This window comes from Nocardia sp. NPDC050718 (genome assembly GCF_040654235.1).
Taxonomy (GTDB): Bacteria; Actinomycetota; Actinomycetes; order Mycobacteriales; family Mycobacteriaceae; genus Nocardia.
Map to the genome: position 1 here is coordinate 1,895,308 of NZ_JBFAHQ010000001.1, position 23,481 is coordinate 1,918,788.

The window sequence follows — 23,481 nt, forward strand, 5'->3', positions numbered from 1 at the left end:
GCACGCCACGGTAGAGCCGATACCGGACAGTTTCCGCCCGGTATCGATGCGAGAATTTCCCGATGACGCGCCCCACCGCCCGAGTGCTGGCCCTGCTCGAGCTGTTGCAGACCGGCGGTACCCATACCGTCGGCGAACTCGCCGGACGGCTCGGCGTCGATGAACGCACCGTCCGGCGCTACGTCACCCATCTCACCGACCTGGATATCCCGGTCCGATCGGTGCGGGGCCGCTACGGGGGATACCGGCTCGCTCCCGGCTATCGAATGCCACCGCTGATGCTGACCGACGACGAGGCGGTGGCCGTGCTCCTCGGGCTCCTCGCCAGTCGCGGCACCGACCGGCCGACAGCGGCCACCCGCGCGGCCGACAGCGCGACGGCCAAACTCCGCCGCGTCCTTCCCTCACGCCTGACTGCCCGGCTGGACGCACTGATCGATACCGTCGAATTCACCGCCGACGCGCGCCGGGAAGCGCCGGTCGAGACCACCGTCCTGCTCCGGCTCGCCGAGGCCACCCGCGAGCATCAACCGGTCGCCATCGAGTACACCGACCGAAACGGACGGTCCAGCAGCCGGACCGTGCACCCTTACGGGCTCGTCGACCACTCCGGCCGTTGGTACCTGACCGGGATGGACAGCAACAGCGAGGAACTACGCCAGTTCCGGCTGGACCGCATCACCGCAGTGAGCACCCAGCCCGGAACATTCACTCCGCCAGCCGAATTCGAGCCCGCCGCTCATCTTCTGTCCGCCTTGGCCACCGCGCCCTACCGGCACGAGGTATCGGTCCGAGTTCAGGGCACACTCACCCAGGTCCGCCCCCTGCTCCCCGCGACGATCGCGACTGTGCACGAGATCGACTCGCAGCCCATCGACACCGACCCGTGGGTCCGGATCCGAATCCACGCCGAACAACTCGACTGGATCCCCGCCCTGCTCGCCGGCCTGAACCGCCCGTTCATCATCGAGCACCCCGCCACCCTCAACGACGCCGTCCGCGCCCTCGCCGACCGACTCGCCGCAGCCGCCGATGCACAGATAGGTAGCAGTTATGCCGCGGATCGCGAGGGCTGTTCAGCGCCTGAGGAATGGTGATGTCCTCGATCAGTCGTCCTGATCGGGCCAGGCGTCCGCGACGATCACCTGCCCCGCTTCATATCGATCCGCGACCGCCGCGCAGGAATAGGTCGGCCAGAACGACACCGCGCCGGTCGCCTTGTCGATGACGTATACCGAGCCGCCGACCGGAAGTGGCCGGTCAACGGGTGCGTGCAGTGGTCTGATCTCGAAGGCGACGAAGCCGGTCGCGAATTCGACGATGCGCCGCTCGGTGTCCGGCTGCGGCGGTGGTAGGTGGTCGGCCGCTAGGCGGGTGGCCTCGGCCCGGTCGACCGGCGTGTGCGCGTCGGTCGGGTATGCATGGATGTCCACGTTTTCTCGCTCCCTCGCCGCGATTGTCGTCGCCGATTCCCGCTCGCGCCAGGGAATGGGTGGAAAAGAGCGAGCCCGGCGGCCCTGCTCCCCCCTCCTGGAGCAGGCCCTGGCCGGGCTCGCGAAACGAGTGTCGCGTCCGGGGCCAGCAGGATTCTGAAGAGCGGCTTAACGTCGCTCGTTGTCATCGGGGCGGTGCGCGGCGATAACCCCATATGAAGGACAACTCCTGCGGTGCGCACTGCGCGCGCCTGTGTACCCCCGACGGGCTGGCCGAGGTGCTGGCCGCCGACCGTGGCCTGCTGCACTGGCGGGCGATGCGCAGTCTGGGCGATCCCGGCCTGGCCGAGCACGCCGTGCAGGAGACGCTGCTGCGCGGCTGGCGGTCCTGTCGCGACTTCGACGTGCGCAAGGGCAGCGTGCGGACCTGGTTGCTGGCGATCGAACGCAATGTCGTCGTCGATATCGTGCGGGCGCGGGCCGCCCGGCCCGGTGACGTCGGCTGGGACGACATCACCGAGGTCGCCTGCGTCGGCCGACCGGATTTCGCCGACGGGCTCGTCGACGGGCTGCTGGTCGATCAGTTGCTGGCCCGGCTGCCCGAGCCGCAGCGGGCCGCGGTCGTCGAGGTGATCCTGCACGATCGCGGCTATCGGGAGGTGGCCGCGGACTTCGGGGTGCCGGTGGGGACGGTGAAGACCCGCGTGCACTACGCGCTGCGCTCGCTGCGGCAATTGCCCGACGTTGCCTGATCCGGTCGACGAGGCCCATGATCTGGGCGTTTGACCAGCGCTAACCTGCGCTTTTCTCCCGTCACATTTCGGTAACGGTGCTTGCTCTGTAGTTGCTCACGTTGCAAGAGTGAACCACTGGGTTTGGTGTTACCAATGGGAAGGGAGGGGTGCTCCGTTCCGGAGCACCGACCGAACATGCAACCAAACATCATCAAGGCCGGTCTCTGCTCCACCGTCTCCGCCGCGGTCGTCCTGTCGCTGACGGGGCTGGTGCCCGCGACGGCGCACGCCGCGCCGGAACCCGCCGCCAGCGATCAGCTCGCGGGCAAGACGATCTTCCTCGACCCGGGTCATCAGGGAACGGCGCACGCGGAGGATCTGAGCCGCCAGGTCGACAACGGGCGCGGTGGCACCAAGGACTGCCAGACCACCGGCATGACCTCGCTCAACGGCATTCCCGAGCACACCATCAACTGGGAGGTCGCCCAGCTGGTGAAGGCCTCGCTGCAGGCGCTCGGCGCCGAAGTGGTGCTCAGCCGCGCCGACGACAGCGGCTGGGGCGGCTGCGTCGACGATCGCGCCCGCGCCGCCAATCAGTCCGGCGCCTCGGTCGCGGTGAGCATCCACGCCGACAGCGCCCCCGCCGAACAGCGCGGCTTCCATCTGATCGTGCCGCAGCTGCCGATCCCCGACACGCTCGCCGACCAGGCGCAGTCCGGTGCGGGCCGCGCCGTGTCGGCGTCCGTCCGCGACGCCTATCTCGCCTCCGGCTTCCCGTCGGCGACCTATGCCGGTGTCAGCAATGGGCTGCAGACCAGGGCCGATGTGGCCGGGCCCGCGCTGACCCAGGTGCCACTGGTCTTCGTGGAGATGGGCAACGGCGCCAATGCCGAGGACGCCGCACTGCTCGAATCGCGCGAGGGTCAGCTGAAGCATGCCGTCGCGATCGCGACCGGCGTGGTGGGTTTCCTGCTCAACAAGCCGGTCTCGGGGACGGTGCCCGCCTCCGCCCCGGACTCGAAGCCCGCCGACGGCCGCGTCCCCGCCGCGACCCCCGCTCCGGACCCGGCCGCACCGACCACCCCGGCCCCGCAGCCCGGCCAGGCGGCGGACCCGAACACCGCCGATTCGACCCCGACGCCGACCCCGGCGGACCCCGCCCAGGCTCCGGCGGCGAACCCGAATCCGGCCGATCCGGCCCCCGCTCCGGCGGCGGACTCGAATCCGGCCGATCCGGGGGCGAACCCGAACCCCGCTGATCCGGCACCGAATCCGGTCGACCCCGCCCCGGCGGCGAACCCGAATCCGGCGCAGTCGGCCGACCCGACTCCCGCCGCACCCGCCCCGGCCGGTGCGCCCGCCGAGACTCCGGCCCCGACGAGTACGCCGCCGACCCCGGCCACTCCGCCCGCCGACGCGTCAGCGCCGCCGCCCGATGGCGCTCAGCCGCCGACCACCGAACCGACCCCGGCCCACGCTCAGCCCGCGGCCATCCCGGCCCGCGCTCCGCTGGGCGATCCGGTCTCCGCCGAACCCCGGCTCCCCGCCGGTTCCAGCGGTCACCTGACCGTCCCCGGCGGTGCCCCCGAGCAGGCTCCCGCACAGCAGCCCGCGAAGCCGCCGACCGGCTCGGGCGGGCACCTGACGATCCCCGGTGCCGCCGAGGTGCGCACCGCCGCCCCCGGCGCTCCGGCGGCACCCGCGCCCACCCCGCGCGAGCGCGGCACCACGCCGAAGAACCAGCAGCAGTCCACCCCGGACGAGTCGGCCCCCGACCTGAGTTCGCTCGGCGGCCCGATCCTCACCGTGATGAACATGCTGATGCCGCTGGCCAGGGCGCTGGGCATGGACAACACCGCGATCACCAGTCAGCTGATCAACCTCGCCTACACGCTCGTCGGCCTGGTCTTCGGCCCGACGAAGTAACCACACGCGCCCGCGGCCGCCGACCCCGCCCAGGGATCGGCGGCCGCGGCCGTTCGGGCACAATCGACACGGTGATTCCTGTGGTGATCGTTGCGGGGTTTCTCGGGTCGGGGAAGACGACCCTGCTCAACTCGCTGTTGCGCAACAACCGGGGCACCCGGATCGGCGTGGTGGTCAACGACTTCGGCGCCGTGAACATCGACGCGATGCTGGTGGCCGGCCAGGTCGACGCGATGGTGTCGCTGGGCAACGGGTGCGTGTGCTGCGCGGTGGACGTCTCCGAACTCGACGACCTGTTCGCGACCCTGGCGCAGCCGCGCAGCGCCGTCGACGTGATCGTGGTGGAGGCCAGCGGCCTGGCCGAGCCGCGCAACCTGATCCGCATGGTGGTGGCCAACCCGAATCCCCGGATCGGGTACGGCGGGCTGGTCGAGGTGGTCGACGCCGAGCTGTTCGGCGCGACCAGTGCCCAGCATCCGGAACTGGTCACGCACCTGCGCCTGGCCGATCTCGTGCTGGTGAACAAGGCCGACCGGGTCGCACCAGAGGCGCTGGCCGCACTCCGCGCGCAGGTGTCGGACTGGGTGGGGCAGGTGCCGGTCTACGCGACGACGCACGGCCGGGTCGATCCCGGTCTGCTCTTCGACGAGCGGGTGCTCGCGGAACCGAAGGTGGCCCAGCAGCTGAGTTTCGACTCGCTGCTCGACGAGCACGACCACGATCACGACGACGCGGCGCACCGACACCTGCACGACGAGTACGCGTCGGTGTCGTTCACCAGCAAGCGGGACCTGGACCCGCGCGCCCTGATCGCCTTCCTGGAGGATCCGCCGCCCGGCCTGTTCCGCGCCAAGGGCTGCGTGGCCTTCGCGGTCGCGGGGGAGCGGCGCAAGTTCGAGATGCACCTGGTCGGCAGGCACGTGGTGTTCACCCCCGGCTCCTGGGGGCGCGGCGAGGAACGCGTGTCGAACCTGGTGCTGATCGGCACCGGCCTGGACGCGGCCGCGGCGCTGGAACGCTTGCGCGGCACCGTCTTCGAGGGCGAGGAGCTCATGGACGAGCAGGCGATGCTCGGCGTCTGGCGCTACACCCCGCGATGACGCTCAGCCGCAGGCGTTGACCCACTCGGACAGGCCGTCGGCGAACAGCTGCCGCTTCCAGATCGGCACCTCGTGCTTGATCCGGTCGACGAGCTCGGCGCAGACGGTGAACGCCTCGGCCCGATGCGGCGCCGCGACCGCGACGACGATCGCCAGGTCGCCGATGGTGAGCGAGCCGATGCGATGGATCGCCGCCACCGGAAGTCCGTGCGCGGCGGCGACATCGGCGCAGATGTCGGTCAGGAACCGCTCGGCCTGCGGATGCGCCGAGTACTCCAGCGCCGTCACTTCCTGGCCGCCATCGTGATTGCGGACCTTGCCGGTGAACACCACCACCGCACCGAATTCCGGTCCGTCGACGGCGTTTTCGACGGCGAGGGGATCGAGCGCCTGGTCGCTGATCGCGGTCAGGCGCACCGCGCCGTGGTCATTCATGGTCGCCGCCTCCGGCTACTTGCGCGAGCAGATGGTCCAACAGGGGTTCCAGGACCGCGATCCCGTCCTTCACCCCGCCGGGCGATCCCGGCAGGTTGACCACGACGGTGCGGCCCGCCAGCCCGGCGACGCCCCGGCTGAGCGCCGCGAGCGGGAACTTCGCCGTGCCGCGCTGCCGGATGGCGTCGGCGACGCCGGGCAGTTCGCGATCGAGGACGGCGCGGGTGGCCTCGGGGGTGGCATCGGTGGGGGAGGCGCCGGTGCCACCGGTGGTGATGATCAGTGTGGGCGCACCCGTGAGGGCATCGGCCAACCCCGCCGCGATCTCGGCGTCGGCATAGACGAGCGGGCCGCGTACCGAGAATCCCTGTGCGCCGAGCCATTCGGCGAGAACGGGGCCGGTGGTGTCGAGCCTGGTGCCCGCCGCCGCGCCGGTGGACGCGACCACGACCACGGCGCTGCGTGCCTCGACACCGGCGACCGGTTGGTCGGCCGCGCTCGGTGACGCCGTTGCGGTCCGCGCCTCGGGCCGCACCCAATGCCCGTGCTTGCCACCCTCTTTGGTGACCAGCCGCACCCCGTTCATCACCGCGGCGGGATCCACCGCCTTCACCATGTCGTGCAGCGTGAGCCCCGCGACGGCGACCGCGGTCAGCGCCTCCATCTCGACCCCGGTCGGCCCGGTGGTCTTCGCGGTGGCCTCGACCGTGATGGTCGTCTCGGTGAACCCGAACTCCACCTTCACCGACGACAACGCCAGCTGATGACACAGCGGGATCAGCTCGGAAGTCTTCTTGGCACCGGCGATTCCGGCCAGCCGCGCCGTCGACAGCACATCCGCCTTGGGCATCCCCTCGGCGCGCACCAGCCGGACAACCTCGGCCGTGGTCTGCAATTCGCCTGCGGCGACGGCGATCCGGGTGGTGTCGGCCTTGCCGCTGACATCGACCATGCGCGCGCGACCCTCGCGGTCGAGGTGGGACAACTCGCTCATAGCGTCAAGATTCGCACAGGGACACCCGCGGGCAGCGAGGTGACCTCGGCGGGCACATCCACGAGCACATCGGCCCAGGCCATGCCCGCGATGAGATGGGAACCGGGACCCGAGACCACTTCGACGCCGTCGTCGGTCAGCAGGCCGCGCAGATACTGGCGCCTGCCCGCGGGCGAACGCACCGGCGTCAGCAGGGTCACCTCGGCGGTGGCGGGCGCGGGCAGCCCGCCCAGCGCCCGCACCACGTCGCGGGCGAACACCGCGTAGGACACGGTGGTGCTCACCGGATTGCCGGGGAAGCTCAAAACCGGCACCCCGTCGACGACGGTGTAGCCCTGCGGTCCGCCGGGCTGCACCGCGACCGAACCGAACGTCCCGCCCAGCGGTTCCAGCACGTCCTTGACGACCTCGAAATCGCCCTTCGACACCCCGCCGGAGGTGAAGACCAGATCGGCGGCGGCGACGGCGGCGCGCAGCACGGCGGTGAACTCGGCCGGATCGTCGGTGCTGTGCGCGACCTCGACGACCTCGACACTGTCGGCGCGCAGGGCCGCGGCCAGCGCGATCCCGTTGGAGTTGTAGATCTGTCCCGGCGCCAGCTCGGTCCCGGCGGGCCGGAGTTCGTCACCGGTGGTGACGCAGACCGCACGCAGGCGGCTCAGCACCGGCACGGTCGCCAGACCGACGGCGGCCAGCGCCGCGATGTGCCGGGGCGCGAGCACCGTGCCCGCCCTGGCGACCAGCGCACCGGCGCGCACGTCGGTCCCGGCCTCCCGCACGAACTCACCGCGGGCCCGGCCCCGCTCGACCACGATCCGGCCCTCGCCCGCCTGCACGTCCTCGACCGGCACGACACAGTCGGCGCCGGGCGGGATCGGCGCGCCGGTCATCACCTTCAGCGCGGAGCCCGCGGGCAGCGGCTCGGCGCCCGGCTTGCCCGCCGCCACGACCCCGGTGACCGGCAGGGTGACCGGCGTGACCGCCACATCGGCCGCCCGCACCGCGTACCCGTCCATGGCCGAGTTGCGGAACACCGGCAGATCGATCGGGGACAGCACGTCGTCGGTCAGGACGCGGCCGAGCGCGTCGGGGACCGCCACCTGCTCGGCCGGGCGGTCGGCGAGGTGGGCCAGCAGCGCGGCGACGGTGTCGCGGTACTCGTCGACGCTGCGCGCCGACGCGGTGGCGGGCCGGGGAGTCATGCTGCCAGCCTAATCGCCGTCCGACCGGCGGGTTCGGCCCGGATCGCTCACCGCGGCCGAGCGCGGGCGGTGAGCTGTCGACTTCGTGACAGATCGGCGCTCCGGACGGTTCACGCCGGGGCCGACGGGTCATACTGTAAAGATGACGCTGGTCGAAATGGGGATTCCCGCTGTGCGATCGGAGCGGCCTTCCCTGGACGGCCGGCCCGAGACGCCGCTCCTCGTCGACCGCTTCGGCCGGGTCGCGCGCGATCTGCGCGTCTCCATCACCGAGAAGTGCTCGCTGCGCTGCACCTACTGCATGCCCGAGGAGGGCCTGCCGCCGATCCCACGGCAGGAGCTGCTGAGCGCCGACGAGATCATCCGGCTGGTGTCCCTCGCCGTGCGGGAACTGGGCGTGCGCGAGGTGCGCTTCACCGGTGGCGAACCGCTGATGCGGCGCGAGCTGGAGGAGATCATCGCGGGCTGTCACGCGGCGGTGCCCGACACCCCGCTGGCCATGACCACCAACGGCGTCGGCCTCGAACACCGGGCCCGGGCCCTGGCCGAGGCCGGACTGAGCCGGGTCAATGTCTCCCTCGACACCGTCGACCGGGTCGATTTCACCCGGCTGACCCGCCGGGACCGGCTCGAATCGGTGCTCAACGGCATCCGGGCCGCCCGCGATGTCGGGCTGGCACCGGTGAAGGTGAACGCGGTGCTGATGCGGCAGAACCTGGCCGGTGCGCCGGACCTGCTCGCGTGGTGCCTGGCCGAACAGTGCGAGCTGCGCTTCATCGAGGAGATGCCGCTCGACGCCGACCACGAGTGGGCCCGCAACAACATGGTGACCGCCGCCGACCTGCTCGACGTCCTCGGCGAACGGTTCACCCTCACCGAGGCCGGACGCGTCGATCCGTCCGCGCCGGCCGAGAAGTGGCTGGTCGACGGCGGCCCGGCCACGGTCGGCATCATCGCGACGGTCACCCGCAAGTTCTGCGACAGCTGCGACCGGACCCGGCTCACCGCCGACGGCATGCTGCGCTCGTGCCTGTTCAGCGACCAGGAGTTCGACGTGCGGACCGCGCTGCGCGCCGGTGCCGACGACGACGAGGTCGCCGAGCTGTGGCGCGGTGCCATGTGGCAGAAATGGGCCGGTCACGGTATCGACGCCGCCGGTTTCGTCCCCCCGGAACGCACGATGGGAGCCATCGGTGGTTGAGGTCCGCTACTTCGCCGCGATCGCCGACGCGGTCGGCAAGAACTCCGAATCACTCGACCTGCCCACCGGCGCGACCGTCGCCGACCTGCGCGCCTCGCTGGCGGCCGCTTACGGCACCGAGGTCGACTCGCTCGTCGGGGTCTGCGCCTTCCTGATCGGCGACGAACTCACCCGCGACCCGTCGGCCATGCTCCGCGACCGCGTCGATGTCCTGCCCCCGTTCGCGGGCGGCTAGCCGGATGGTCCAGAGCGCGGCTCCCGACGTCGACACCTATCTCGCCGAACTCCCGGACGGGCGGCGCGCGGCGCTGACCCGGCTGCGCGCGCTGTGCCTGGCCGAACTCCCCGGCTTCACCGAGGTCATGGCCTACGGCATGCCCGCCTACGAACGCGACGGTGTCGGCGAGATCGCCTTCGCCAGCCAGAAGCAGTACATCTCGTTCTACCTGCTGCGCTCCGACGTCCGCGCGGCCTTCGCCGACCGCCTGGCGCGCGAGGACATGGGCAAGGGCTGCCTGCGCTTCCGCAAGGAACCGGACTACGACCTCATCCGGGACCTGTTGCGCGCGACCGCGCCGGATGTCGGTGCGCCGATCTGCGACCCCTGATCTGCTATTTCCACCAGGTGTCGAGCGGCGTCACCGGGACGGTGCGCTTGTGCCGGGTGTTGGTGAAGATCGTCTCGACCCGGGCCGCGACCTCCGGGGTGACGTCCTTGCCCTCGAGGTAGTCGTCGAGTTCGGCGTAGCGAAGGCCGAGGGCCTCCTCGTCCGGCAGGGCGGGCCGGTCGTCCTCGAGGTCGGCGGTGGGGACCTTGGACCAGATGCTCGACGGGGCGCCCAGTTCCTGGAGCAGCGCGGCGCCCTGGCGCTTGGTGAGCCCGGTGAGGGGAGTCAGGTCGACGCCGCCGTCACCGAACTTGGTGAAGAACCCGGTGACCGCCTCGGCGGCGTGATCGGTGCCCACCACCAGCAGGTTCTCCTGCCCGGCCAGCGCGTACTGGGCGACCATCCGCTCGCGGGCCTTGATGTTGCCGCGCACGAAGTCACGCAGCCGCTCGTGGTCGAGCGCACCGGCGACCTCGGCGGCCACCGCGTCGGCGCCGGGCCGGATGTTCACCACGACCGCCCGGTCGGGGTCGATGAAGTTCAGGGCGGTCTGCGCGTCGTGCTCGTCGGCCTGCACACCGTAGGGCAGGCGCACGGCGAGGAACTTCGCGTCGACACCCTCGGCGCGCAGCTCCTCGACGGCGAGCTGGCACAGCCTGCCCGCCAGGGCGCTGTCCTGGCCACCGCTGATGCCGAGGGCGAAGCCCTTGGCCGGGGTGGAGTTCAGGTAGTCCTTGAGGAAATCGACGCGGCGGCGGACCTCCTGCTTCGGCTCGATCTCCGGCAGCACGCCCAACTCGGCGATGATCTGTTCACGCAGTGTCCCCATGCCGCCTCACTCTACTTGTGCGGCAGGGGAAACGACGCGGCGAACGAGCCATTCCCAGTTGTCGCCGATCTGAGCGCGGGTGTAGCCCAGGATGTCGATCTGGTGAATGACCAGCGCCGCGGACAACGTCGACAGCAGGGTGTCGGCGACCAGCGGCAGTTCCCCGGTGACCCCGGCCTCGCGCAACAGCAGCGCGACGTGCGCCTTGTGCAGGCCGTACGGCCCGCCGCCGAAGCGCCCCTTCTCCTCGGCGGCCCGGTGCAGGTCGCCCTCGACCTCGATGTCGAGCAGCCGGGTCCGCCCGAACGCGATCAGCCGCTCGACCGGGCTCGCGTCGGGGCCCAGCGGCGCGGGCCCGAACATGAACGCCGCCTGGAACTTCTGCTCGGAGTGGTCGAGCAGGGCCAGCATCAGGCCGGTGCGGTTCCCGAACCGCCGGAAGACGGTGCCCTTGCCGACGCCGGCGCGCTTGGCGACCGCGTCCATGGTCAGCCCGGCGACCCCGTGCTCGCGCACCAGCTGCTGGGCGGCGTCGAGCAGCAACGCGCGGTTGCGGGCGGCGTCGGCGCGCTCGATCGGCTCGGCCTCGCCGGGCGGCGGCGGGCCGATCGGCAGCAGCGGCGGCTCGTCCGACCTGGGTGTGCTGTAGCTCACGCCGCTCACACGTCCTCCGCGGGAAGTAATCGGACTGGGGTCCGGTTATCGTCTGATGAAACTTCGATCATCCCACTGAGTACACCAGGAGTCGTCATGACCGGGACCCGCATCCTCACTCTCGTCGGAAGCCTGCGCGCGGGCTCGATCAACCGCCAGCTCGCCGAGGCCGCGGTGAAGACCGCGCCGGAGGGCGCGGACATCACGATCTACGAGGGTCTCGCGGAGATCCCGTTCTACAACGAGGACCTGGACGTCCCCGGCGCGGTCCCCGCGCAGGCCGAGGCGCTGCGAGCCGCCGTCGCCGCGGCGGACGCCGTCCTGATCGTCACCCCCGAATACAACGGCACCCTGCCCGCCGTGCTGAAGAACGCCATCGACTGGGCCTCCCGTCCCTACGCCGCGGGCGCGATCAAGGGCAAGCCGGTCGCGGTCGTGAGCGCCTCCATCAGCCCCAGGGCCGCCGAGTGGGCTCACGGTGACGCGGTCAAGGCGATCGGTGTCGCGGGCGGTGTCGTCGTCGAGGCCGCGCACGCGCGCTTCGGCACCATCGGCGAGCGTTTCGGCCAGACCCACCCGGCCCAGGACGCCGAGGCGCTGACCCAGCTGGGCGCGACCGTGCACGAACTGGTTGCCGCCGCCGACGGCAAGCTCGTCTCGGCGTAAGCTGCCTGTCGGCTCGAAAAGGGGCGTCGCGTCCGGTGTGGACGCGACGCCCCTTTCGCGTGTGCTGCGAAGTTTGCTGAGGACTCGCCGGGATGCGAAATCGTGATCTGGACCACTGTTTTCCCAGCGTGTCGATCGCGCGTCCTGGGACTTACGGCAGGGGAATTACATCTGTGCGACTCGCAACACCTTGTGTTGTTCCAATCTGTCGGCCACTAGGTGTAGTGTCTCCAGTACTGGAAGACGGTGTGAAGCCACCACTGATCGGGCCCAAGGGAAGGGGTTACGAGCAGGGCTTTCTTCGCCAGATCCAGGAGTTTGCGCAGCATCACCGTTCGTGCACTGCATACGGATCACAGGCTGTGGATCAGGCATAGGAGAGGGAGAACCTAGATGACCATCACCGTGTACACCAAGCCCGCTTGCGTCCAGTGCAATGCCACCTACAAGGCGCTCGACAAGGCCGGGGTGGACTACGAGATCATCGACATCTCCGAGAACGCCGAGGCGCGTGACTACGTCATGGCGCTCGGCTACCTGCAGGCTCCCGTCGTCGTCGCCGGTGACGACCACTGGTCGGGCTTCCGCCCCGACCGCATCAAGTCGCTCGCCGTCGCGGCCGCTTAGGACCTTCGCCGGAAGGAGGCGTCATGCCCGAACGGACGACTCCGGGCGGGCTGGTCTACTTCTCCAGCGCTTCGGAGAACACTCGTCGTTTCGTCGAGAAGCTGGGTCTCCCGGCTACTCGGCTTCCACTGCACACCGCTGAATCGCTGCGCGTCGACGAACCCTACGTGCTGATCACCCCCACCTACGGGGGTGGTCGGCACGTCATGGGGGGCCAACGGTCCGACAAGGACCTCGTACCGCGGCAGGTCGCCAAGTTCCTCAACGACCCGCACAACCGCGCCCTGCTGCGCGGGGTGATCGCGGCCGGCAACACGAACTTCGGCGATACCTATTGCGCTGCGGGCGACATCATCTCGCGAAAATGCGGGGTGCCGTACCTGTATCGCTTCGAACTCATGGGAACCGCTGAGGACGTCGCGCGCGTCCGAGAGGGATTGGGATTGTTTTGGCAACAGCAACCACAGCACCGACCGGCAAGACTGCCCGCCTAGAGCAGGCCGCGGTGCGCGGCGAGGCGGGCGAGGTCCTGGACTACCACGCCCTCAACGCGATGCTGAACCTGTACGGCCCCGACGGCAAGATCCAGTTCGACAAGGATCGCGAGGCCGCGCACCAGTACTTCCTGCAGCACGTCAACCAGAACACCGTCTTCTTCCACAACCTGGACGAGAAGCTCGACTACCTGGTCGACGAGAACTACTACGAGGCCGAGGTCCTCGAGCAGTACAACCGCGAGTACATCAAGAGCCTGTTCCAGCGGGCCTACGCCAAGAAGTTCCGGTTCCCGACCTTCCTCGGCGCGTTCAAGTACTACACCTCGTACACGCTCAAGACCTTCGACGGCAAGCGCTACCTGGAGCGGTTCGAGGACCGCGTCGTCATGGTCGCCCTGACCCTGGCCGCCGGTGACGAGGTTCTGGCCGACAAGCTGGTCGACGAGATCATCGACGGCCGGTTCCAGCCCGCCACCCCGACCTTCCTCAACTCCGGCAAGAAGCAGCGCGGCGAGCCCGTGTCCTGCTTCCTGCTGCGCATCGAGGACAACATGGAGTCGATCGGCCGCTCGATCAACTCCGCCCTGCAGCTGTCCAAGCGCGGCGGCGGTGTGGCTCTGCTGCTGAGCAACATCCGTGAGCACGGCGCGCCGATCAAGAAGATCGAGAACCAGAGCTCGGGCGTCATCCCGATCATGAAGCTGCTGGAGGACTCGTTCTCCTACGCCAACCAGCTGGGCGCGCGCCAGGGCGCCGGCGCGGTGTATCTGCACGCGCACCACCCCGACATCTACCGCTTCCTCGACACCAAGCGGGAGAACGCGGACGAGAAGATCCGCATCAAGACGCTCTCGCTGGGCGTGGTGATCCCCGACATCACCTTCGAGCTGGCGAAGAAGAACGAGGACATGTACCTGTTCTCGCCGTACGACGTCGAGCGCATCTACGGCAAGCCGTTCGCCGATGTCGACGTCACCGAGAAGTACTACGAGATGGTCGACGACAAGCGCATCCGCAAGTCGAAGATCAAGGCGCGCGAGTTCTTCCAGACCATCGCCGAGCTGCAGTTCGAGTCGGGCTACCCGTACATCATGTTCGAGGACACGGTGAACCGGGCCAACCCGATCAAGGGCAAGATCACCCACTCGAACCTGTGCTCGGAGATCCTGCAGGTCTCCACCCCCTCGGAGTTCAACGACGATCTGTCCTACTCCAAGGTCGGCAAGGACATCTCCTGCAACCTCGGCTCGCTCAACATCGCCAAGGCGATGGACTCGCCGGACTTCGGGCAGACGATCGAGACCTCGATCCGCGCGCTGACCGCCGTCTCGGACCAGACCCACATCTACTCGGTGCCCTCGATCGAGCAGGGCAACAACGAGTCCCACGCCATCGGCCTCGGCCAGATGAACCTGCACGGCTACCTGGCGCGCGAGCGGGTCCACTACGGCTCCGAAGAGGGCGTCGACTTCACCAACATCTACTTCTACACCGTGGTCTACCACGCGATCCGGGCCTCGAACCTGATCGCGAAGGAGCGCGGCAGCGCGTTCGGCGGCTTCGCGGAGTCGAAGTACGCCAGCGGCGAGTACTTCGACAAGTACACCGACCAGGCGTGGGAGCCCAAGACCGACAAGGTCGCTCAGCTCTTCGCCGACGCGGGCGTGCACATCCCCACCCAGGACGACTGGCGTGAGCTGAAGGCCTCGGTGCAGGAGTTCGGCATCTACAACCAGAACCTGCAGGCGGTCCCGCCGACCGGGTCGATCTCCTACATCAACCACTCCACCAGCTCGATCCACCCGGTGGCGTCGAAGATCGAGATCCGCAAGGAAGGCAAGATCGGCCGCGTCTACTACCCGGCCCCGTACCTCGACAACGACAACCTCGAGTACTACGACGACGCCTACGAAATCGGCTACGAGAAGATCATCGACACCTACGCCGCGGCCACCCAGCACGTGGACCAGGGCCTGTCGCTGACCCTGTTCTTCAAGGATACCGCCACCACCCGCGATATCAACAAAGCTCAGATTTATGCCTGGCGTAAGGGAATCAAGACGCTGTATTACATTCGTCTGCGTCAAATGGCACTGCAGGGGACTGAAATAGAGAATTGCGTCTCCTGCATGTTGTGATTTCTTGTTTCATACTCGGTGCGGAGGTCTGATAGACCCGCCGGATGGTGGGATCTACGGAGTTCGCCTCCGCGCCGAGTATGACTACCGGAAGCAGAATCGCGAAGATGTCATTGCCGACGTCCTCGATTGGGTCTACGGACTGAAGAAACTGGGACGCGCGGAGATGACTGGATTGCGTATCTGCGGAGAGAAGGCCAGCCGCTGCTCAATCTGGCCGATGGCGGGCTCGGGCCTACTGGTGTGATCTGGACTGCGGAAATGCGGGAGGCTGCGCGGATCCGGTCGACAGGCCGTCCGGGAGTGCGTCGGTTCGGTGAGGAGAATCCGTTATATCAGGAATCCGAACTGCGGGAAGTTCGGTCCTGATCATCCCGGATTCGGGCACGTGGTCTCGGAGGAAACGCGTCGGCTTCTGTCCGAGCAGAAAACAGGCGCGAAAAACCCGAACTACGGACGAACTGCCAGCGACGAGACGCGGGCGAAGATGTCAGCGGTTCGGAAAGGCCGGCCGATGCCGTCGAGTAAGCGCAGCGCGCACACGCGCCATCACACCAACAAGGGCGTGTTCAAAGAGTCTTGTGCGCACTGCGTCGATGACCTGGCGAAGGATCCCAAACCTGGGGCCGAGAGCTGAAACACGTTCCTCAGCCGATGGTGCCGAAGATGTCGAAGCAGCACCAGCCGCCGCGGAACCACTGGCCGATCAGCTGCCACAGCGTCGGGTAGCTGCCGTCGGCGTGGCGTAGCCGCAGGCCGAACGAGCATTTGCCGATCGTCGTGCGGGTGTACCGCTGGACCACCGTGCGGTGCAGGAAAGAAGCGCCGAGCCAGGCGGCGATGCCGTATAGCACGGCGGTCGCGCCGGTCGCGACGTACCAGGCGGTGACACCGATGGCGGCGTGCAGTGCCATGTCGATGAGGAACGCGGGGATCACCCCGGTCTCGTCGCCGGCGGAAGTGCGTCCGGTGAGCGGGAATTCATTCTTCGGCCGCTGCGGCTCGGAGCTCTCGGGCCGGACGAAGGTCAAGCGACCGTCGGCGTCGCGCTCGTAGCCGCCGGTTCGCGCGGAGCGCCGGGTCGCTGTCGTCGTGCTCATGGGGCCCAGCGTGGTCGACGTCGCTTAACAAGCACCCGGTGGCGACCTTGCCGTCCACGGAAGGCCCAGGTCGCCGCGCCGCGGCGAGGCGGCGCCGGTACCGGAATCCGCCGGATACGGTGGGAACCGGAGCTCTGTTGTGCCGAAGCGCAGTTCGTCGAACCGAGGTCGAGGAGGCCGCATGTCCGGAGCGGAGCACGGGAAGACGGTGGGGGACGGGCTCGACCTCGCGTTGGCGCCACGTGAGCGGATCGAACGGCCGGAACGTGGTGGGCGCGGCCGGGATTCGCGCAAGATCGTGCCGCGGTCGGACCTCGGCGCATGGGATCCGGAGCGGCGTGGGCACGACGCGCTGGCGACCGTGCTGGCGCAGAACGCGCTGCGGGCACCGGATCTCGTGCCGATCCGGATGGCGCGGATGGCGGCCTCGCCGTGGACGTTCTATCGCGGGGCCGCCGCGATCATGGCCGCGGACCTGGCGTCGCGGCCGAATACCGGGATCGGGGTGCAGCTGTGCGGGGACGCGCACGTGCTGAACTTCGGCATGTGGGCGAGTCCCGAGCGCAATCTCGTATTCGACCTGCGGGATTTCGACGAGACGCTGCCCGGTCCGTTCGAGTGGGACCTGCTGCGCCTGGTGGCGTCCCTCGTCGTGCTCGGCCGCGACAACGGGGTGCCCGCTGCTCGGTCGGACGCGGCGGTGGCGGCGGCCTCGGTCGCCTACCGGGCCGCCATGGCCGAGTACGCGCGCACCCCGGAGCTCGATATCTGGTACGAGCGGGTCGACGCCGAGGACTTTCTCGGCTACTTCGGCCCGCGCGCACAGGAGTTGGTGCGCAAGGAGATCCGGCGCGGAACGGTGAAACGCACCAGTCGTGGGGCGTTCGGCAAGTTCACCGAGCTCCGGGACGGGCGACGGCGGATCACCGAGCTCCCGCCGTTCCGGGTGGCGGTCGGTGACGACCAGCGCAGGCTCGTCGGCGCGGTCGTGCACGGCTACGCCGAGTCGGTGCCCGACCACATCTGGTCGCTGCTGACGCGGTTCCGGCTCATCGATGTCGCGCGGCAGGTGGTCGGGGTCGGCAGCGTCGGCATGCGGGTCTACCTGGCGCTGCTCGAGGAACGCCGCACCGGCGACCCGTTCTTCATCCAGGTCAAACAGGCGGGCCGCTCGGTGTACGAGGACTTCCTGGCGCCGAGTCGCTACGACAACCACGGTTCGCGGGTCGCCCACGGCCAGCGGATGCTGCAGTCCACCACCGACAAATTCCTCGGCTGGACCCGCGTGGACGACATGGACTTCTACGTCCGCCAGTTCCGGGACATGAAGGTCACCGCCGACGGCGCCCTCGTCGCACCGCAACTCGAACAGTTCGCCACCGCGTGCGCCCGGGTCCTGGCCCGCGCCCACGCCCGCTCCGGCGACGCCGCCCGCATCGCCGACTACCTGGGCCGCAGTGAACGCACCGACACCGCCCTGGTCGATTTCGCCCGCGCCTACGCCGACCAGAACACGCGCGACCACGCCCAACTGGTCGCGGCGATCGCCGACGGCACCGTCCCCGCCCACGAGGCCGGCTGGGCCTGATCGCTTGCGCCGGCCCCTTGCATCGGTTCCGCGCGCGGATACCGGTCTCGCCGGAGATCGCCAGGCAAGCGCTGCAGAACATGCTGCGGAGATATCGGAATCCCGTGGTGACCGTAGAGGATGCACTGAAGATCCTGGCTTCCCGCTATCGCATGGATGACGCGATTGATGTCCTTCGAGTGATCGGATGACACGCCGCCGGTGAGGTGCCTCGGGAGTGGGTGCCGCCGGGCCCGCTACCGGGGAAGTGGCAGCGGGCCCGGGCGGCACGACTAGCTCGCCGAGCCTGTGAGAATGCGCGGCAGGCCCGCCGCCGAGCCGCTGCCGCTGCCGCTGTTGCCGTCGGGCAGTTCGGCGCCCGACGATCCGGGGCGGTGGATGTGGACGGTGACCGGCGCGGTGCCGTCGGCCACGACGGTGACCACTCGCGCCCCGGCCGCCGAGGTGACCCGGCCGCCGCTCACCCGCACCTCGTAGCTGTCGGGCAGCGCCAGGTCGGATACGTAGATCTCGGTCGGTGCCGACGCGGTTCCCGGACGGTAGCGATAGGCGAAATCGCCGGTGGCCGAATCGAATACCATTGCCTCCGGGGTGCCCGCGGTGGCCTGGGGATAGGTGCGGACCAGTTCGCGGCCGAGGTCGCCGCGGAAGGGGTCGCCGTCGGTGCCGCGGTAATGCCAGTAGTGCCAGCCGACGAAGCGCTCGTCGGCGCGGGTGGTGGTGTTGCGCAGCACGGTCGGATCGCCGTCGCCGAATTCGGTGACCATGGTCGGGATGTCGGTGCGAGCGGTGAAGGAATCGATGTTCGACCAGGTCTTGTCCTGCTGTACCGAGCACACCGCTCGGAGTTCCTCGGGCAGTCCGAGATAGATGGCGAGCTGGCTGGGGATGCAGTAGTCGTGCGGGGCGAACACGATGTTCGGGCTGGTGATCGGCGGATTCTTGCCGAGATGACTCGGCATCGTCTCGTTCCAGGTGACATTCGGCTCCCAGAACACCGGCACCGCGCCGTTGCGGGCCCGCACCGCGTCGGTCAGCCGTTGCAGGGCGCGCTGGTACTTGGCGTCGAAGTCCGGGCAGCCGTCCGGGAAGCAGGTGAGAAACGGTGTGCCGGGCCATGGTTCGTTGAGCAGCTCGATCCCGAGCACGCTCGCGCGCCCGTTCAGCCGCTCGGCGAGTGCGCCGAGGGCGGTCCCGAGATGATCCAGGACGCCGTAGGTGTTGTTCCAGACCTCGTCCCAGCCGGCGTTCATGCTCGGCATCAGGTAGTACAGCGGGAAGCCGGGATTGGGCTCGCCCTCGCCCGGCCTGGCCCGGATCGCCCACTCGGGAAAGCCGTTGCCGCCCCAGATCTCCGAGAGCCCGTCCTGGTGGTTGTCGAGCAGGGTGTAGATCCCGTGCGCGGCAAGCGTGTCCACCACCGTCTCGACCCGATCGAGGTAGGCCGTGTCGACCACGCCCTCGGTCGGCATCAAGCCGTCGAAGGACACCCCGAGCTGCACCGTGTTGAACCCGTGCCGGGCGAGCAGCGCGGCCGCGTCGTCGCTCAGCGCGAACCCGTCACCCGCCTGCAGGTACGGCGCATCCTTGTCCACGGTGTTCACCCCGTGCAGCAGCACGGTCCGCCCGAACCCGTCGACCAGCGCCGCCCCCTGCGCCCGCAGGGCCGACAATTCGGCCCCCGGCTCGGCGCCGGCCGGCACGACACCACCGGATGCCGTCAGCCCGGCCGCCACCGCCGACGCCACCGTCCACCGCAGCAGTCGCCCCCGCCATGACGATCGCTCCGGCCGATACGGCCGCCGAATTCCCGTGCTCGCCATGTCTTTCCCTCAATCCTCAGGTGGACATCCGTCCATTTGAACGCACGTCCAACTCCGTTGGCGAGAGACCATAGCGGGCCTGTCGGGATGTGGTCAAGGACACAGCGGTGCGGCAGGCTGCTGCTCCGGTCGGTCCGCCGGAGCGCTGCTCTCGGCCATGCGCCAGATCTCGCGTCCGGTGAGTTCGGGGAACGCGGTGCTGAGCAGGACGGCGGTGGCGAAGCGGTCGCGGGAGCGGGTGTCGAGGATCGAGCCCGCGTGGCGTAGCGCTTCGGCGCGGGCGGCGGTGGTGGCGATGCGCTCGGCGAACTTGTCGGCGCGGGCGCTGGCGCCACGAGACTGCCAGAACAGCAGTGCGCTGGCTGCGCCGGGGAGCAGTCCCGCCGCCACGGTGGCCAGTCCGTTCGGATCGCCCGGATCGTCGCCGATCAGCCCGTACATCACGACCCCGATGGCGATGATGCCGCACGCCAGCGAGGCGATGGTGGCGAGGCGCTGTTGCTGGAGCGCGCTGTGATGGTGCTCGATATCGAGCGCTGAACGCTCGCGCGCGGCCGCCTCCAGCCAGTCGGCCTCCGTTTCGGGCTCCACGCCGTCCTCGGTGACCGCCGTGCTGAGCTGCTGGATGCGATGTCGTGAGCGCCGTGCGTCGAGGAGCTGGAGCGCGGCCGCGTAGGCGGTGCCCAGTGTGGTCGAGCTCGCCGCCAGTAATTCGATGGGCAGATTGCCGCTCATCGTCGGAGTCCCCTTCCCGACCTGCCGAAGGGCAGGCCCGGAAGGGATCCTACGTCGCCGGTCGACGGGTGCAGACGATGAAAGAGCCACCGCGGGCGGTTGATTCGGGCGCGCCCGGTGCTTCCGATCAGCGCAGTGCCGGAATGACCTCTCGTTCGAAGAGTTCGATGCCGGAGGTGTCGTAGGCGGCTTCGGGGAAGTTGACGATGGCGTAGTCGAGGCCGAGATCTTTGACGGCGGTGAGGCGTTCGACGATCTGTTCGGGGGTGCCGACGGCGGCGCTGGTGTCGAACTGTTCGTGCACGCGGGCCTTGGCCTCGTCGGCGCCGAGGAACGGGGTGTAGCGGTCGATGACGGCGGAGAGGCGTTCCTGGACTTCGGATTCGGTGCTGCCGACGATGGCGTTGAAGTTGGAGCTGCGGGTGATCGCGCCGAAATCGGTGCCGACCTCGGCGCAGTGCTGCCGCAGGATCTCCGACTTGCGGGTGAACTCGGCCGGATCGCCGCTGAAGTTGGTGTAGTCGGCGTACTTCGCGGCGATCCGGAGCGTCTTCTTCTCGCCGCCGCCCGCGATCCAGATCGGAATGCCGTTCTCCTGCAACGGCTTCGGGTGCACGATCGCGTCGTCGACCTGGTAGTACCTGCCGTCGAGGGTGGCTCGCCCGGTCCGCCAGGCCTGCCGGAAGATCTGCACGCCCTCGTCGAGGCGCCCGAGCCGCTCACCGGCCGACGGGAAGCCGTAACCGTAAGCGCGCCACTCGTGTTCGTACCAGCCGCCGCCGATGCCCATCTCCACCCGGCCGCCGGAGATCAGGTCGACGGTGGCGGCCACCTTGGCCAGGTAGGCGGGGTTGCGGTAGCTCATGGCGGTACACATCTGGCCGAGCCGCACGCGGGTGGTGCTGGCCGCGAACGCCGACATCAGCGTCCACGCCTCGTGGGTGGCCTCGTTGGTCGGCACCGGCACGGTGTGGAAGTGGTCGTAGACCCAGATCGATTCCCACTCGGTGCCGGTGTCGAACCGCTGGGCGAGCTCACGCATCACCGCCCACTGGTCCGCCGGTTCGATACCGACCAGGTCGAGCCGCCAGCCCTGGGGGACGAAGATGCCGAACCGCACGTGATTCTCCTCAGTGTGTTGATCGAGCCGAAGGTCGCGGCGCCTCGCACCGCGGCTGCCCTGCCCACTTTTCCCACTGCCGCGCACCGAGGCAACTATTGAACGCTCGGCGCGCTGAATCCTGGACCGGCGGTTATTCGCTTGGCGTGACCGTCGCCGGCGGGCATGCTGGAACCCGTATGAACGATATGCGACAACCGCGCCTCGGCGTGGACTTCGGCCGGGTCATCCAGGGGGCGGCACTCGCGCCGGGCGCCGCGGACACGGTCTTCCTGTCCGGCGGCTTCGCCGAGGCGATGAGTACCCCACCCACCCCGCACGCCTTCGCGGTGCTGGCCCGCCTGGTCAGCCGCTTCGGCGGCCGGGCCTGGGTGATCTCCAAGTGCGGCCCGCGGATCGAGGAACGCACCAGGCAGTGGCTCGATCACCACGACTTCGCCGCCCGCACCGGCATCCCGCGCGAGCACCTGCGGTTCTGCCGCACCCGCGCCGACAAGGCGCCGCACTGTGCGGAATTGGGCATCACCCACATGATCGACGACCGCGTCGACGTGCACCGCGCGCTGCGCGGACTCGTGCCGCGGCTGTACCTGTTCGGCGCGCAGTCCGACCCAGCGCCGGACTGGCTGTGCCACACGCCCGACTGGCCCGCGGTCGAGCGGCTGATCGGCGCCGATCTCGACGCGGCCGGTCAGGCGTTCGGGTCGCCGTAGGCGGCGGCGATGTCCTTGGAGCTGGGCCAGCGGCTGTAGGTCGGCGACTGCGGCCAGCCCTCGGGGCTGTCCTGCCATTCCTCCTGCCTGCCGTAGGGGAGCGCGTCGATCAGGCCGAAGGTGTAGGCGAGCTGTTCGGTGCCGCGCCCGTCGGTGTGCCAGCTGCGGTAGACGGTGTCGCTGTCGCGCAGGAAGGTGTTCACCGCGAAACCGGCGCCCGGACCCGCGCCCATATCGGCGCCGAACGGGCTGTCGTGGGTGGAGTACCAGGTCATCGTGTTGCCGACGCGACGCTTGTAGGCCAGGGCCTCCTCGATCGGCCCCTGGGTCACGATGACGAAGCGCGCGTCGTAGGCGGCGAGGAAATCCAGCCGGGCGTACTGCGCGGTGAGGCCGGTGCAGCCCGGGCACTGCCAGGTGTTCCCGTCGGTCCACATGTGGTGGTAGGTGATCAGCTGGGACTTCCCGTCGAAGACCTCGGCGAGCGAAACATCGCTCCCGTCTTCGGCTTTCAGCGTGTACGGGGGCAGCTCGACGGCGGGCAGCCTGCGCCGTTGCGCGGCGACGGCGTCGAGTTCGCGCGTCGCGGCCTTCTCCCTGATCCGGAGCTCGTCGAGTTCGGCCTGCCAGGTGTCGCGATCGACGATGGTCGGCAAAGCGGTCATGAGGCAACTCCTCTGAATGTGTACGGCGTGCACATTTGATATGTTCACACCGTACACTTCGATCGGAGGGAGCTCAAGGGTTGGCCTATCACCACGGCGATCTCGCCGCCGCGCTGGTCGCGGCCGGGCTGGAGCTCACCAGGGCCGGTGGCCCCGACGCGCTGACGATCCGCGAGGTCACCCGCCGGGTCGGGGTCACCCCGAATGCCGCCTACCGGCACTTTCCCGACCGGCAGGCGCTGCTGCGCGCGGTGTCGGCGGCGATCGAGGCCGCGATGGCGACCGGCATGGCCACCGACCGGAGCCCGGCCACCCCGCGCGACAGCCTGCGCGCGGTCGGTCTCGGCTATATCGCCTTCGCGCTGACCGAGCCGGGCTGGTTCGCCGTCGCCTTCTTCGGTGCGGGCGACACCTCGCCGGAGTCGGTGCGCGACTCGCCCGCCTACCTCGCCCTCGCCGACGCGCTCGACATGATGGTCCACATCGGCGATCTGGCGCCCGCGGCACGTCCGGCCGCGACCTGGAGTTGCTGGTCCACCGTGCACGGCTTCGCCGAGCTCGCGCTGCGCGGGCCGCTGCGTCATCTCGACCGCGCCGAGCTGTGGGACCTCGCCGAGCGGGCGGTCGACACCATCGTGGCCGGACTGCCCCGAGAAGTGTGATCGAGGTCACTGTGACCAGTGGTACGTCAGT

General features: G+C 69.3%; 25 protein-coding genes and 1 pseudogene. 15 read left to right on the forward strand and 11 right to left on the reverse strand.

Annotation, left to right across the window (positions count from 1 at the left end; all coding sequences use genetic code 11):
* The first annotated feature begins 62 nt into the window (after positions 1 to 62).
* Entirely contained in the window at positions 63 to 1,097 is a 1,035-nt protein-coding gene (locus tag AB0H54_RS08625; RefSeq protein ID WP_357343853.1) for a transcriptional regulator, read from the forward strand.
* 9 nt (positions 1,098 to 1,106) lie between these two features.
* Here the strand turns inward: AB0H54_RS08625 and AB0H54_RS08630 are convergent, their stop codons facing one another.
* The gene (locus tag AB0H54_RS08630; protein ID WP_357343855.1) at positions 1,107 to 1,433 is read right to left on the reverse strand and encodes a hypothetical protein; all 327 of its coding nucleotides are present in this window, start codon (positions 1,431 to 1,433) and stop codon (positions 1,107 to 1,109) included.
* A gap of 215 nt (positions 1,434 to 1,648) precedes the next feature.
* On the opposite strand from AB0H54_RS08630, the gene AB0H54_RS08635 reads away from it, so the two are divergent.
* The 3 genes and pseudogenes from AB0H54_RS08635 (at position 1,649) to AB0H54_RS08645 (ending at position 5,193) form a co-directional block, all read left to right on the forward strand.
* Positions 1,649 to 2,185 carry a sigma-70 family RNA polymerase sigma factor gene (locus AB0H54_RS08635; RefSeq protein WP_355282301.1) on the forward strand — a complete coding sequence of 179 codons (537 nt, stop codon included), beginning with the start codon at positions 1,649 to 1,651 and terminating at the stop codon, positions 2,183 to 2,185.
* Between the two features lie 177 nt (positions 2,186 to 2,362).
* A pseudogene (locus AB0H54_RS08640) lies at positions 2,363 to 3,142 on the forward strand (N-acetylmuramoyl-L-alanine amidase); the annotation flags it as partial.
* 1,013 nt (positions 3,143 to 4,155) lie between these two features.
* Positions 4,156 to 5,193 (forward strand): CobW family GTP-binding protein, encoded by a 1,038-nt coding sequence (locus AB0H54_RS08645; RefSeq protein WP_357344273.1) that lies wholly within the window; start codon positions 4,156 to 4,158, stop codon positions 5,191 to 5,193.
* Positions 5,194 to 5,196: 3 nt separating this feature from the next.
* Here AB0H54_RS08645 and AB0H54_RS08650 read toward each other — a convergent pair whose 3' ends face one another.
* Genes AB0H54_RS08650 through glp form a run of 3 tightly spaced genes read right to left on the reverse strand, consistent with a single transcriptional unit; the run spans position 5,197 to position 7,824 of the window.
* The gene (locus AB0H54_RS08650; RefSeq protein WP_357343857.1) at positions 5,197 to 5,628 is read right to left on the reverse strand and encodes a molybdenum cofactor biosynthesis protein MoaE; all 432 of its coding nucleotides are present in this window, start codon (positions 5,626 to 5,628) and stop codon (positions 5,197 to 5,199) included.
* Positions 5,621 to 6,622: a bifunctional molybdenum cofactor biosynthesis protein MoaC/MoaB gene (moaCB, locus tag AB0H54_RS08655; protein ID WP_357343859.1), complete on the reverse strand. Its 1,002-nt coding sequence runs from the start codon at positions 6,620 to 6,622 to the stop codon at positions 5,621 to 5,623. The genes AB0H54_RS08650 and moaCB overlap by 8 nt, the downstream gene beginning before the upstream one ends.
* Positions 6,619 to 7,824, reverse strand: a complete 1,206-nt coding sequence (gene glp / locus AB0H54_RS08660) for a gephyrin-like molybdotransferase Glp (protein WP_357343861.1) — start codon at positions 7,822 to 7,824, stop codon at positions 6,619 to 6,621. Before glp ends, moaCB begins: the two co-directional genes overlap by 4 nt.
* A gap of 142 nt (positions 7,825 to 7,966) precedes the next feature.
* On the opposite strand from glp, the gene moaA reads away from it, so the two are divergent.
* The 3 genes from moaA to AB0H54_RS08675 are packed head-to-tail and all read left to right on the forward strand — an operon-like array spanning position 7,967 to position 9,633.
* Positions 7,967 to 9,025: a GTP 3',8-cyclase MoaA gene (gene moaA, locus AB0H54_RS08665; RefSeq protein WP_355282290.1), complete on the forward strand. Its 1,059-nt coding sequence runs from the start codon at positions 7,967 to 7,969 to the stop codon at positions 9,023 to 9,025.
* Positions 9,018 to 9,260 carry a MoaD/ThiS family protein gene (locus AB0H54_RS08670; protein WP_355282288.1) on the forward strand — a complete coding sequence of 81 codons (243 nt, stop codon included), beginning with the start codon at positions 9,018 to 9,020 and terminating at the stop codon, positions 9,258 to 9,260. The genes moaA and AB0H54_RS08670 overlap by 8 nt, the downstream gene beginning before the upstream one ends.
* Before the next feature lie 4 nt (positions 9,261 to 9,264).
* A complete protein-coding gene (locus AB0H54_RS08675) occupies positions 9,265 to 9,633 on the forward strand; it encodes a DUF1801 domain-containing protein (RefSeq protein WP_357343864.1) in 369 nt (122 codons plus the stop codon).
* 4 nt (positions 9,634 to 9,637) lie between these two features.
* On the opposite strand, the gene nadE is transcribed toward AB0H54_RS08675, so the two are convergent.
* Both nadE and AB0H54_RS08685 read right to left on the reverse strand, forming a co-directional pair.
* Entirely contained in the window at positions 9,638 to 10,462 is an 825-nt protein-coding gene (gene nadE, locus AB0H54_RS08680) for an ammonia-dependent NAD(+) synthetase (RefSeq protein WP_357343866.1), read from the reverse strand.
* A 6-nt stretch (positions 10,463 to 10,468) separates the two neighbouring features.
* Positions 10,469 to 11,125 carry a helix-turn-helix domain-containing protein gene (locus tag AB0H54_RS08685; protein WP_357343868.1) on the reverse strand — a complete coding sequence of 219 codons (657 nt, stop codon included), beginning with the start codon at positions 11,123 to 11,125 and terminating at the stop codon, positions 10,469 to 10,471.
* Positions 11,126 to 11,212: 87 nt separating this feature from the next.
* Between AB0H54_RS08685 and AB0H54_RS08690 the strand changes: the two genes are divergently transcribed.
* The 5 genes from AB0H54_RS08690 to AB0H54_RS08710 all read left to right on the forward strand — a co-directional run bounded on the left by AB0H54_RS08690 (position 11,213) and on the right by AB0H54_RS08710 (position 15,681).
* Complete coding sequence (locus AB0H54_RS08690; protein ID WP_357343870.1) at positions 11,213 to 11,782, forward strand: NAD(P)H-dependent oxidoreductase; 570 nt, start codon at positions 11,213 to 11,215, stop codon at positions 11,780 to 11,782.
* A 393-nt stretch (positions 11,783 to 12,175) separates the two neighbouring features.
* Positions 12,176 to 12,409, forward strand: coding sequence for a redoxin NrdH (locus AB0H54_RS08695; protein WP_355282275.1), 234 nt, complete (start codon positions 12,176 to 12,178; stop codon positions 12,407 to 12,409).
* A 23-nt stretch (positions 12,410 to 12,432) separates the two neighbouring features.
* Complete coding sequence (nrdI, locus tag AB0H54_RS08700; RefSeq protein WP_355282273.1) at positions 12,433 to 12,903, forward strand: class Ib ribonucleoside-diphosphate reductase assembly flavoprotein NrdI; 471 nt, start codon at positions 12,433 to 12,435, stop codon at positions 12,901 to 12,903.
* An 11-nt stretch (positions 12,904 to 12,914) separates the two neighbouring features.
* Positions 12,915 to 15,044: a class 1b ribonucleoside-diphosphate reductase subunit alpha gene (gene nrdE, locus AB0H54_RS08705; protein WP_357344275.1), complete on the forward strand. Its 2,130-nt coding sequence runs from the start codon at positions 12,915 to 12,917 to the stop codon at positions 15,042 to 15,044.
* Positions 15,045 to 15,432: 388 nt separating this feature from the next.
* Entirely contained in the window at positions 15,433 to 15,681 is a 249-nt protein-coding gene (locus AB0H54_RS08710) for an NUMOD3 domain-containing DNA-binding protein (protein WP_357343872.1), read from the forward strand.
* A gap of 10 nt (positions 15,682 to 15,691) precedes the next feature.
* On the opposite strand, the gene AB0H54_RS08715 is transcribed toward AB0H54_RS08710, so the two are convergent.
* Positions 15,692 to 16,144, reverse strand: coding sequence for an RDD family protein (locus AB0H54_RS08715; protein WP_357343874.1), 453 nt, complete (start codon positions 16,142 to 16,144; stop codon positions 15,692 to 15,694).
* A gap of 181 nt (positions 16,145 to 16,325) precedes the next feature.
* Here AB0H54_RS08715 and AB0H54_RS08720 point away from each other — a divergent pair, with 181 nt between their 5' ends.
* Complete coding sequence (locus AB0H54_RS08720; protein WP_357343876.1) at positions 16,326 to 17,732, forward strand: DUF2252 domain-containing protein; 1,407 nt, start codon at positions 16,326 to 16,328, stop codon at positions 17,730 to 17,732.
* 272 nt (positions 17,733 to 18,004) lie between these two features.
* On the opposite strand, the gene AB0H54_RS08725 is transcribed toward AB0H54_RS08720, so the two are convergent.
* From AB0H54_RS08725 to AB0H54_RS08735, 3 genes are all read right to left on the reverse strand, one after another.
* Positions 18,005 to 19,480, reverse strand: coding sequence for a cellulase family glycosylhydrolase (locus AB0H54_RS08725; RefSeq protein ID WP_357343878.1), 1,476 nt, complete (start codon positions 19,478 to 19,480; stop codon positions 18,005 to 18,007).
* A 168-nt stretch (positions 19,481 to 19,648) separates the two neighbouring features.
* On the reverse strand, positions 19,649 to 20,290 hold the full coding sequence (locus AB0H54_RS08730; RefSeq protein WP_357343880.1) for a hypothetical protein: 642 nt from the start codon (positions 20,288 to 20,290) through the stop codon (positions 19,649 to 19,651).
* Between the two features lie 127 nt (positions 20,291 to 20,417).
* Positions 20,418 to 21,410 carry an LLM class F420-dependent oxidoreductase gene (locus AB0H54_RS08735; RefSeq protein ID WP_357343882.1) on the reverse strand — a complete coding sequence of 331 codons (993 nt, stop codon included), beginning with the start codon at positions 21,408 to 21,410 and terminating at the stop codon, positions 20,418 to 20,420.
* 179 nt (positions 21,411 to 21,589) lie between these two features.
* On the opposite strand from AB0H54_RS08735, the gene AB0H54_RS08740 reads away from it, so the two are divergent.
* Positions 21,590 to 22,123 carry a hypothetical protein gene (locus tag AB0H54_RS08740; RefSeq protein ID WP_357343884.1) on the forward strand — a complete coding sequence of 178 codons (534 nt, stop codon included), beginning with the start codon at positions 21,590 to 21,592 and terminating at the stop codon, positions 22,121 to 22,123.
* Here the strand turns inward: AB0H54_RS08740 and AB0H54_RS08745 are convergent.
* On the reverse strand, positions 22,102 to 22,788 hold the full coding sequence (locus AB0H54_RS08745; RefSeq protein ID WP_357343886.1) for a DUF899 family protein: 687 nt from the start codon (positions 22,786 to 22,788) through the stop codon (positions 22,102 to 22,104). The two genes, AB0H54_RS08740 and AB0H54_RS08745, sit on opposite strands and share 22 nt — an antisense overlap.
* Positions 22,789 to 22,868: 80 nt before the next feature.
* On the opposite strand from AB0H54_RS08745, the gene AB0H54_RS08750 reads away from it, so the two are divergent.
* The gene (locus AB0H54_RS08750; RefSeq protein ID WP_357343888.1) at positions 22,869 to 23,450 is read left to right on the forward strand and encodes a TetR/AcrR family transcriptional regulator; all 582 of its coding nucleotides are present in this window, start codon (positions 22,869 to 22,871) and stop codon (positions 23,448 to 23,450) included.
* Positions 23,451 to 23,481: the final 31 nt, after the last annotated feature.

Coding starts and splice junctions, on each gene's coding strand:
- AB0H54_RS08625 (WP_357343853.1), top strand. CDS start 63: ATGACGCGCCCCACCGCCCGAGTGCTGGCCCTGCTCGAGCTGTTGCAG.
- AB0H54_RS08635 (WP_355282301.1), top strand. CDS start 1,649: ATGAAGGACAACTCCTGCGGTGCGCACTGCGCGCGCCTGTGTACCCCC.
- AB0H54_RS08650 (WP_357343857.1), bottom strand. CDS start 5,628: ATGAATGACCACGGCGCGGTGCGCCTGACCGCGATCAGCGACCAGGCG.
- moaCB (WP_357343859.1), bottom strand. CDS start 6,622: ATGAGCGAGTTGTCCCACCTCGACCGCGAGGGTCGCGCGCGCATGGTC.
- glp (WP_357343861.1), bottom strand. CDS start 7,824: ATGACTCCCCGGCCCGCCACCGCGTCGGCGCGCAGCGTCGACGAGTAC.
- moaA (WP_355282290.1), top strand. CDS start 7,967: ATGACGCTGGTCGAAATGGGGATTCCCGCTGTGCGATCGGAGCGGCCT.
- AB0H54_RS08675 (WP_357343864.1), top strand. CDS start 9,265: ATGGTCCAGAGCGCGGCTCCCGACGTCGACACCTATCTCGCCGAACTC.
- nadE (WP_357343866.1), bottom strand. CDS start 10,462: ATGGGGACACTGCGTGAACAGATCATCGCCGAGTTGGGCGTGCTGCCG.
- AB0H54_RS08690 (WP_357343870.1), top strand. CDS start 11,213: ATGACCGGGACCCGCATCCTCACTCTCGTCGGAAGCCTGCGCGCGGGC.
- AB0H54_RS08695 (WP_355282275.1), top strand. CDS start 12,176: ATGACCATCACCGTGTACACCAAGCCCGCTTGCGTCCAGTGCAATGCC.
- nrdI (WP_355282273.1), top strand. CDS start 12,433: ATGCCCGAACGGACGACTCCGGGCGGGCTGGTCTACTTCTCCAGCGCT.
- AB0H54_RS08715 (WP_357343874.1), bottom strand. CDS start 16,144: ATGAGCACGACGACAGCGACCCGGCGCTCCGCGCGAACCGGCGGCTAC.
- AB0H54_RS08720 (WP_357343876.1), top strand. CDS start 16,326: ATGTCCGGAGCGGAGCACGGGAAGACGGTGGGGGACGGGCTCGACCTC.
- AB0H54_RS08730 (WP_357343880.1), bottom strand. CDS start 20,290: ATGAGCGGCAATCTGCCCATCGAATTACTGGCGGCGAGCTCGACCACA.
- AB0H54_RS08740 (WP_357343884.1), top strand. CDS start 21,590: ATGAACGATATGCGACAACCGCGCCTCGGCGTGGACTTCGGCCGGGTC.
- AB0H54_RS08745 (WP_357343886.1), bottom strand. CDS start 22,788: ATGACCGCTTTGCCGACCATCGTCGATCGCGACACCTGGCAGGCCGAA.